Annotated in this window: 7 protein-coding genes; 5 read left to right on the forward strand and 2 right to left on the reverse strand. The window is 62.9% G+C overall.

What is annotated here, in order from left to right:
* Window positions 1–188 precede the first annotated feature (188 nt).
* Window positions 189–2,852: an alanine--tRNA ligase gene (alaS, locus tag ACTIFE_RS19455; RefSeq protein ID WP_439530797.1), complete on the forward strand. Its 2,664-nt coding sequence runs from the start codon at window positions 189–191 to the stop codon at window positions 2,850–2,852.
* A gap of 354 nt (window positions 2,853–3,206) precedes the next feature.
* Window positions 3,207–4,457, forward strand: a complete 1,251-nt coding sequence (locus tag ACTIFE_RS19460) for a cyclic nucleotide-gated ion channel (RefSeq protein ID WP_439530798.1) — start codon at window positions 3,207–3,209, stop codon at window positions 4,455–4,457.
* Between the two features lie 37 nt (window positions 4,458–4,494).
* Here ACTIFE_RS19460 and ACTIFE_RS19465 read toward each other — a convergent pair whose 3' ends face one another.
* Together ACTIFE_RS19465 and ACTIFE_RS19470 are read right to left on the reverse strand one after the other, a co-directional pair.
* On the reverse strand, window positions 4,495–4,932 hold the full coding sequence (locus ACTIFE_RS19465) for a hypothetical protein (RefSeq protein WP_439530799.1): 438 nt from the start codon (window positions 4,930–4,932) through the stop codon (window positions 4,495–4,497).
* A 510-nt stretch (window positions 4,933–5,442) separates the two neighbouring features.
* Window positions 5,443–6,657, reverse strand: a complete 1,215-nt coding sequence (locus tag ACTIFE_RS19470) for an NADP-dependent isocitrate dehydrogenase (RefSeq protein ID WP_439530800.1) — start codon at window positions 6,655–6,657, stop codon at window positions 5,443–5,445.
* A gap of 126 nt (window positions 6,658–6,783) precedes the next feature.
* On the opposite strand from ACTIFE_RS19470, the gene cutA reads away from it, so the two are divergent.
* From cutA to ACTIFE_RS19485, 3 genes are read left to right on the forward strand one after another with little or no spacing between them, the layout of a single operon-like run.
* A complete protein-coding gene (gene cutA / locus ACTIFE_RS19475; RefSeq protein ID WP_439530801.1) occupies window positions 6,784–7,107 on the forward strand; it encodes a divalent-cation tolerance protein CutA in 324 nt (107 codons plus the stop codon).
* 60 nt (window positions 7,108–7,167) lie between these two features.
* Window positions 7,168–7,419, forward strand: coding sequence for a type II toxin-antitoxin system Phd/YefM family antitoxin (locus tag ACTIFE_RS19480; protein WP_439530802.1), 252 nt, complete (start codon window positions 7,168–7,170; stop codon window positions 7,417–7,419).
* Window positions 7,416–7,685: a Txe/YoeB family addiction module toxin gene (locus ACTIFE_RS19485; protein WP_439530803.1), complete on the forward strand. Its 270-nt coding sequence runs from the start codon at window positions 7,416–7,418 to the stop codon at window positions 7,683–7,685. Before ACTIFE_RS19480 ends, ACTIFE_RS19485 begins: the two co-directional genes overlap by 4 nt.
* Window positions 7,686–7,969: the final 284 nt, after the last annotated feature.

A 7,969-nucleotide genomic window follows, 5' to 3' on the forward strand; every position in this document is an offset into this window, starting at 1 on the left:
AAAGCCCCGGGGCCTCCTCCGGGGCTTTTGCTTTGCCGGCCGCCGCCAGGGCCTCGCCGCTGGACACACAATGGGGCGAAAGATAAAAGGCTTTGAATTGCTTGGGCGGATTGACCCGGTGCAGCGTCCGCTGTGATGCGCGCCCGGAGTTGCCTGCCGAGCCCGGGACAGACAAGAGCGAGACCCAGATGAGCGGCGTAAACGAGATCAGATCAGCGTTTCTGGACTACTTTGCCAAGAATGATCACCAGGTCGTGGACTCCAGCCCGCTGGTGCCGCGCAATGATCCGACGCTGATGTTCACCAATGCCGGCATGGTGCAGTTCAAGAATGTCTTCACCGGCCTTGAAAAGCGCGATTACGCCCGCGCGGTGACGTCGCAGAAGGTGGTGCGGGCCGGCGGCAAGCACAATGACCTCGACAATGTCGGCTACACCGCCCGTCACCACACCTTCTTCGAAATGCTCGGCAACTTCTCCTTCGGCGACTATTTCAAGGAGCGGGCCATTGAACTGGCCTGGAACCTGATCACCAAGGAATATGGCCTGCCGCAGCACCGCCTGACCGTCACCGTCTATTCCGAAGACGACGAGGCGCATGGGCTGTGGAAGAAGATTGCCGGCCTCAGCGACGACAAGATCATCCGCATCCCGACCGCCGACAATTTCTGGAGCATGGGTGACACCGGCCCCTGCGGCCCGTGCTCGGAAATCTTCTATGACCATGGCGACCACATCTGGGGCGGTCCTCCGGGATCGCCGGAGGAAAACGGTGATCGCTTCATCGAGATCTGGAACCTCGTGTTCATGCAATACGAGCAGACGCCGGACGGCCGTCTGGCGTTGCCGCGTCCCTCGATCGACACCGGCATGGGCCTCGAGCGCATCGCCGCCGTGCTGCAGGGCGTGCACGACAATTACGACATCGACCTGTTCCGGGCGCTGATTTCCGCCTCGGTCAATGCCACGGGCGTCGAGGCCGAAGGCGCGGCCCGGTCCAGTCACCGGGTCATCGCCGATCACCTGCGCTCCTCCTGTTTCCTGATTGCCGATGGCGTGCTGCCGTCCAACGAAGGCCGTGGCTATGTGCTGCGCCGCATCATGCGCCGTGGCATGCGCCATGCGCATTTGCTGGGCGCGCGCGATCCGCTGTTGTGGAAGCTGGTGCCGGCGCTGATCCGCGAGATGGGCCGGGCCTATCCGGAACTGGTGCGCGCCGAGGCGCTGATCACCGAAACGCTCCGGCTGGAGGAAACCCGTTTCCGCAAGACGCTGGAGCGCGGGCTTGGCCTGCTCGACACAGCAACGGCGGATCTGATCGAAGGCGGCGAACTGGATGGTGAGACGGCCTTCAAGCTCTATGACACCTTCGGCTTCCCGCTCGACCTGACCCAGGACGCCCTGCGCGCGCGCGGCATCGCGGTCGATACCGCCGGCTTTGCCACCGCCATGGAGCGGCAGAAGGCCGAGGCGCGTGCGGCTTGGTCCGGCTCGGGCGAGGCTGCCACGGACACGGTCTGGTTTGCGCTGAAGGAAAAATGCGGTGCGACCGAATTCCTCGGCTATGAGACCGAGCAGGCGGAAGGTGCGATCCAGGCGCTCGTCAGCGAGGGCAAGGAAGTTGCCGGGCTCGGCGCGGGGCAGAGCGGTTTCGTTATCGTCAACCAGACGCCGTTTTATGGCGAGTCCGGTGGGCAGGTTGGCGACACCGGTCTTCTGAAGGCCACCGGCATTCTTGCCCGGGTCACCGATACGATGAAAAAGGCCGATGGCCTGTTCATCCACGCGGTCACCGTCGAGGAAGGCACCCTGACCGTTGGCCTCGCCGTCGATCTCATCGTCGACCACGGCCGCCGCTCGCACATCCGGGCCAATCATTCCGCCACGCATCTCATTCATGAGGCGCTGCGCGAGGTTCTTGGCACGCATGTGGCGCAGAAGGGCTCGATGGTCACGTCCGAGCGCCTGCGGTTTGACTTCTCGCATCCCAAGCCGATGTCCGACGACGAACTGAAGGTCGTGGAGACCTACGTCAACGAGATCGTGTTGCAGAACGCCGCCGTCGACACCCGTCTTATGGCGGTCGATGATGCCATCGAGAGCGGTGCCATGGCGCTGTTTGGCGAGAAATACGGCGATGAAGTGCGCGTCGTCACCATGGGCACCGCGCTGCATGGGGCCAAGGCCGGCAAGTCCTACTCGGTCGAACTTTGCGGCGGCACCCATGTGAAGCGTACCGGTGACATCGGCCTCGTCCGGCTGGTGGCCGAGGGCGCCGTGGCCGCCGGCGTGCGCCGCATCGAGGCGCTGACCGGATCTGCGGCGCGGGCCTATCTCGACGAGCAGGACCAGCGCGTGCGCGATATTGCCGGCCTGTTGAAGGTCGGCCCGGGCGAGATCACTGCCCGCGTGGCGCAGCTGGTGGAAGACCGCCGCCGCATGGAGAAGGAACTGGCCGAAGCCAAGAAGCGTCTCGCCATGGGCGGTGCTGGCGGCGAAGGGGCAACTCCGGCCATCCGCAGTGTAGGCAGCTTCCAGCTTCTGGCGCGGATCGTCGATGGCATCAACCCGAAGGACCTGAAAGGTCTGGCCGATGAGTCCATGGCGCAAGTCGGCTCGGGCGTCGTCGTCCTGATCAGCCGCGCCGAAGACGGCAAGGCTGCCATCGTGACGGCTGTGGCCAAGGATCTGACCGACCGGCTTAGCGCGGTTGATCTCGTTCGCATCGGTTCGGAAGCGATGGGTGGCAAGGGCGGCGGTGGCCGTCCGGACATGGCCCAGGCCGGCGGCCCAGACGGGTCCCAGGCCGACGCCGCCATTGCCGCGATCGAGACACATCTGGCCGCACTCTGAGGCTGGCCTACGCCTGGCAGAACATATTGAAGCCGCCGGATTAATCCGGCGGTTGAGGTTGATTGCAAACCTCGACCTCAACCGCCGTCATCCCGGCCTAGCGTAGCGCCGAGCCAGGACCGGAGAGACGATGCCTCAATATTTCAATGAGTGAATACCGGAGAGACCTTGGCTCTCCGGTCCCGGATCTCCGCTTCGCTGCATCCGGGATGACCATAGAGGGTTTGTCAGCAGTCTCAGCCGCCGGTCATTCCGGCGGCTTTCTGGTGTCAGGAGCCCGGTCGTCATCTTTTGCAACCGTTTGCAGGTTCAGGGGCTAGTTCGTATAAGGATTGAACCTGCCGGAGCATCGTGATGACATCGTTCAAGAAGCGCCTTTACCGTCTGCTCGAGGAGGGACGGGAGAGCGATCATGCGGCGCGGCGCGTCACCCGCGTGCTGGTTGCTCTGGTGTTGATAACGGTTGCGATTTCCGTGCTGGAAACAGTTCCCGCCATCCAGGCATCCTGGGGTCGGCGTTTGTCGGATGTTCAGCTGGGTCTGGGCCTTGTTTTCCTCGCCGAATATCTCTGCCGGCTCCTGGTCGCGGACCTGCATCCGCCGCTGCGCCGCTATGGTCCGGTCGGCTCCCGGTTGCGCTATGCCATGCAGCCGATGGCGATCATCGACCTGCTGGCGATCCTGCCCCTGCTGCTGGTGTTCGTCCTGCCGGTGACGGCCTTGCCGGCGCTAGCGGTTCTGCGGCTGCTGCGCTTTCTCAAGCTGCTGCGCTATTCGCCCGCGCTGCGCTCGCTGGCCGCTGCCATGGTGGGGGAGAAGCGTGCCTTGGCCGCCAGTTTCCTCATTGTCTGCGGTGTCATTCTGGTGGCCTCGACCCTGATGTATCTCGTCGAGCATGACGAGCAGCCGGATGTCTTCGGCAGCATTCCCCTGGCCGCCTGGTGGGCCGTCACGACGGCGACGACCACTGGCTATGGCGATGTTGTTCCCTCGACAGCGCTTGGCAAGATGATTGCTGGTCTCGTCATGCTGACCGGCTATGCCCTGCTGGCGCTTCCTGTCGGCATCATCGCATCCGCTTTTGCCCGCGAGGTGCACAGCCGTGATTTCGTGGTCACATGGTCGATGGTTTCGCGCGTTCCGCTGTTCGAGGACCTGAAGGCAGGGGAAGTCGCTGAAGTTGCCAAACTGCTGCGGTCCCATGTCGTGACGGCCGGAGAGCTGATTGCCGAGCGCGGCGAGATTGCGCATTGCATGTATTTCGTCGCCTCGGGTGAGGTGGAGGTGACCATGCCTTCCGGAATCGTCCAACTGGGGGAGGGGGCTTATTTCGGCGAACTGGCGCTGTTGCGGCAGCGCCGGCACCTGGCAACAGTGCGGGCGGTCGAACGGACCCAGCTTCTCGTGCTGGATGCCGCCTCGCTCAAGCATCTCATGCTACGGAACCCTGAGCTTGCCCGCCGGATCCAGAGCGAGGCCGAGGCCCGTGAGGCCTGGGCGCGGCAAGGGGGCGTTGACCTGATCGAGGAGGAATTGCACCAGCCCGAAGCGCTGGATCTTCCTTCTGGCCACACTGGTCGGGCCAGAGATGAGGGACCGGCCTGAACCGGTCCATTCGATTTACCGACGCGGTCAGGCGCAGTTACTGCGGCACCAGACCGGCGGGCAGCTGTTCATACAGCGGCTGGCCGTACCAGAACGCATCCGTCGGTCCGATGGCGAAGTCGATGATGTTCCAGCGGCCATTCGCCTCGCGCAGCAATGCATAGAGGCTGGCATCGCCGCTGATCTCGGCGAGATCCGCCAGCATCGTCTGGCTGAGGTCGATCGCCTTGCCGCCCGGGCGCTGCGGCAGCAGGATGACAAAGGCCCAGCCATTGGCGACCTGCATCCGTTCCACGACGAATTCGACCGGTGCGCCGAGCCGAGCTTCCATCATCGGCCGGACGGCATCGTTGATCGCGGCCCGCTCGGCGCTGCCACGCGGGGGTTCATAGGCGCCTGCGGCAAGAGACGGCTGGACGAAGGCAAGGGTCAGCGCAAGGCTTGCTGCGGCAATCAGGCTGGTCTTCCGGAACATGGGAAACCTCGAATCAGGCTGAGACACTGGCTGTGACGATAGCCCGTGTGTGCTTATTTCGGAATGTCGGTTCGGCGCAGGGGCGCGAAACATGCCGGGTGGAGTTAGGGGGCTTCAAGAGAGGACTAGTGGCGAGCCGTTTCTTCGTGCAGCCGCCGCAAGCTCTCCCTCTCCGCTCCCCTCCCCCTCGTCGGGAGGGGGGTGGGGGTGGGGGAACAGACTTAGATCCAGGGTTTTTACGTTCCTGACCAGACTTACTGCAAACGCTTTGCGATCGGACGGTCGCTCGTGCCCCCCACCCCTTACCCCTCCCCACGAGGGGGAGGGGAGCGGAGAGGTTTCGAAAACCGTCCGGCTATATATGCGATAGCCTTGCCCTCAAGGGGGAGAGGGGTGTTTGCGGGATCGCCTTGGCAGAGCCCTGCACGCTGAAGACAAACAAGCAAAAGGCGCGGCCGGGGCCGCGCCTTGGGATGTGTCGTTGGAAGGCTGGCGGCTCTCAGTCCGTCCTCAGGCGCCCATGGCCTTCTTCAGGTTCTCGTCGATCTTGTCGAGGAAGCCGGTGGTGGTCATCCAGCCCTGATCCGGACCGACCAGGAGGGCAAGGTCCTTGGTCATGAAGCCGGATTCAACCGTGTCGATGCAGACTTTTTCCAGCGTCAGCGCGAAGTTCAGCAGCGCGTCGTTGCTGTCCAGCTTGGCGCGGTGGGCCAGACCGCGCGTCCAGGCGAAGATCGAGGCGATCGGGTTGGTCGAGGTCTGTTCGCCGCGCTGGTGCTGGCGGTAGTGGCGGGTGACGGTGCCATGGGCGGCTTCCGCCTCGACGGTCTGGCCGTCCGGCGTCATCAGCACCGAGGTCATGAGACCGAGCGACCCGAAGCCCTGCGCGACGATGTCCGACTGCACGTCGCCATCGTAGTTCTTGCAGGCCCAGACATAGCCGCCCGACCATTTGATCGCCGAGGCGACCATGTCGTCGATCAGGCGGTGTTCGTACCAGATCTTCTTTTCGTCGTAAGCCGCCTTGAATTCCTTGTCGAAAATCTCCTGGAACAGGTCCTTGAAGCGGCCGTCATAGGCCTTGAGGATGGTGTTCTTGGTCGACAGATAGCAGGGCACGCCGCGCTGCAGGGCGTAGTTGAACGAGGCCCGGGCGAAGTCGGCGATGCTGGCATCGAGGTTGTACATCGCCATGGCGACGCCGGCGGACGGCGCGTCATAGACGTCATGCTCGATCACGGTGCCGTCGTCGCCGACGAACTTGATGGTCAGCTTGCCCTTGCCCGGGAACTTGAAGTCGGTGGCGCGGTACTGGTCACCGAAGGCATGGCGGCCGACGATGATCGGCTGGGTCCAGCCCGGCACCAGACGGGGCACGTTGCTCATGATGATCGGCTCGCGGAAGATCACGCCGCCGAGGATGTTGCGGATGGTGCCGTTCGGGCTCTTCCACATCTTCTTCAGGCCGAACTCGGCCACCCGCGCCTCATCGGGAGTGATGGTCGCGCATTTGACGCCAACACCGTGCTTCTCGATCGCATTGGCCGCGTCGATAGTGATCTGGTCATCCGTCTCGTCGCGCTTCTGGATCGACAGGTCGTAATAGTCGAGGGTCAGGTCCAGATAGGGAAAGATCAGCTTGTCCTTGATGAACTGCCAGATGATGCGGGTCATCTCGTCGCCGTCGATATCGACGACCGGGTTCGCTACCTTGATCTTTGCCATGGGGACTTCGCCTCGTGTGGTTGGAACGAATTGTGTGCGACTGTATACGATTTTACCATCCATCAGGCAAGGCCCGCCGGACGTCGCGATTTTGCCGGAGTTTCGAGCTTCAGAGAAGGGTAGGGCATGAACATGACGCTTGCCGTCTGCACCACGACCGAAAGTCGTGAAGAAGCGCAAAAAATTGCCCGGGCCTGTGTCGAGGCGCGGCTTGCGGCCTGCGTCCACATTGACGAGATCGCCAGTGTCTATGTCTGGCAGGGCGATGTGCAGGAGGGTTTCGAGTTCCGCCTGACGCTGAAGACGACGGCTGAGGCCTATCCCGCGCTCGAAACCCTGATCCGGCAGCTGCATTCCTATGATGTGCCGGCGATCTATGCCTTCGAGGTGGTTCGGGGCAATGAGGACTATCTGGATTGGGTGCGGGGTGAAGTTGATCCCAAAAAGTGATGGGTTGTTGAGTTGTACAGAATTCTGTGCATATAATTCAGCCCAATGAGGAGCCTTGTCATGGACGTCATCACCTATACCGATGCCCGCGCGTCCTTGAAGGATGTCATGGACCGGGTCATTCATGACCGCGTCGAGGTGATCGTCACCCGCAAGAAGCGGGAGGCCGTCGTGATCATGTCGCTCGATGAGTTCAATGCGATCCAGGAAACGCTGCATCTGCAGAAGAGCCCGCAGAACGCGCGGCGGCTGCAGGCATCGATTGCCCAGCTGACAGCCGGTGAGGGCAAGGAGCACGAGATCGACCTGTGAAGCTCGTCTTCTCCGACCATGCCTGGGACGATTATCTCTGGTGGCAGTCACCCGGACGGGAAAAGGGGCTTGAGCGGGTCAACATCCTGATCCTTTCAACGCGCAGGCAACCCTTTTCCGGCATCGGCAAGCCCGAAGCGCTCAAGGGCGACCTCACGGGCTGGTGGTCGCGCCGCATCACGGATGATCACCGCTTCGTCTATCGGGTCAGCGGCAAGGACATCACCCAAAGCCTCGAGATCGCGCAGCTGCGCTATCACTATTGAGGGTGCTTCCCTTTTTCTGCAGCCCCTCCCACGTCGTCCCGGCCTTGAGCCGGGACCCGTTGATCCTGCAACGTCCATAACAGGTCCCGGCTCAAGGCTGGGACAGCGCGGAGAGGGGGAGGCGGTGTTCAAAGGTGGCCGCTCGCTGTCTTGCGATTGTGGTCGTAGGACGCAAGAGCACGCATCACGACCTTGCCGCATGCGCCCTCTCCCCCCTTGAGGGCCTGTTGCGCAACAACGGCTTTGCTGGGCGCGGGAGTTTGGAACGGGGTTTTTTGCCCCTT

The sequence above is a fragment of the Pannonibacter sp. genome (assembly GCF_051860505.1).
In the GTDB taxonomy this organism is placed as follows: Bacteria; Pseudomonadota; Alphaproteobacteria; order Rhizobiales; family Stappiaceae; genus Pannonibacter.